The 544-nt window shown below is 67.8% G+C and carries 1 pseudogene; it reads left to right on the top strand.

What is annotated here, in order from left to right:
• Positions 1-177: 177 nt before the first annotated feature.
• Positions 178-544 (top strand): annotated as a pseudogene (locus ABB28_RS17545) (hypothetical protein); the annotation flags it as partial.

The raw sequence follows: 544 nt of genomic DNA, 5'->3' as shown, positions 1-544 counted from the left end.
CGTGGGCGGCAACGTCAGCGTCGAACGGCATGGTTCCGGTGACATCACCGCGCGCGATGTCGGCGGCGACCTGACCGTGGCCCACAGCGGCAGTGGCGATGTGCGCCACAGCGGTATCGGCGGTCGCGTGCAGCTGCCGCGCGGCAAGTAACTCCCCCCTTTTCGAGGAACGTGCGCATGATGACCCGACTGCTGCTGCCCACCCTGTTGCTGTGCCTGCCGCTGGCAGCCTGCGGCAACCAAGATGCCGGCAAGACCGATCCGGCCAGCGGCAAGGCCGCGTCACCGGCCGCTGAAGCCAGCACCGTTGGCAAGACCGTGCAGGACGCCACCGACAAGGCGCGCAAGGAACTGGCCCAAGGCAACATCAACATTTCCAACGACCAGTCCGACAAGGCCGAGATCACCCCGCAGGGCGAGCTGCTGATCAACGGCAAGACGGTCACCACCACCGCCAGCCAGCGCGCGCTGCTGCTGGATTACCGCACGCAGGTCGAGGCGATTGCCGGCGCCGGCATGGACATCGGCGTGGCCGGTGCCAACC

Source organism: Stenotrophomonas chelatiphaga, from assembly GCF_001431535.1.
GTDB classification, from domain to species: domain Bacteria; phylum Pseudomonadota; class Gammaproteobacteria; order Xanthomonadales; family Xanthomonadaceae; genus Stenotrophomonas; species Stenotrophomonas chelatiphaga.
Note: the sequence above shows the minus strand (reverse complement) of the source record. Positions and strands in the feature narration are given on the sequence as shown.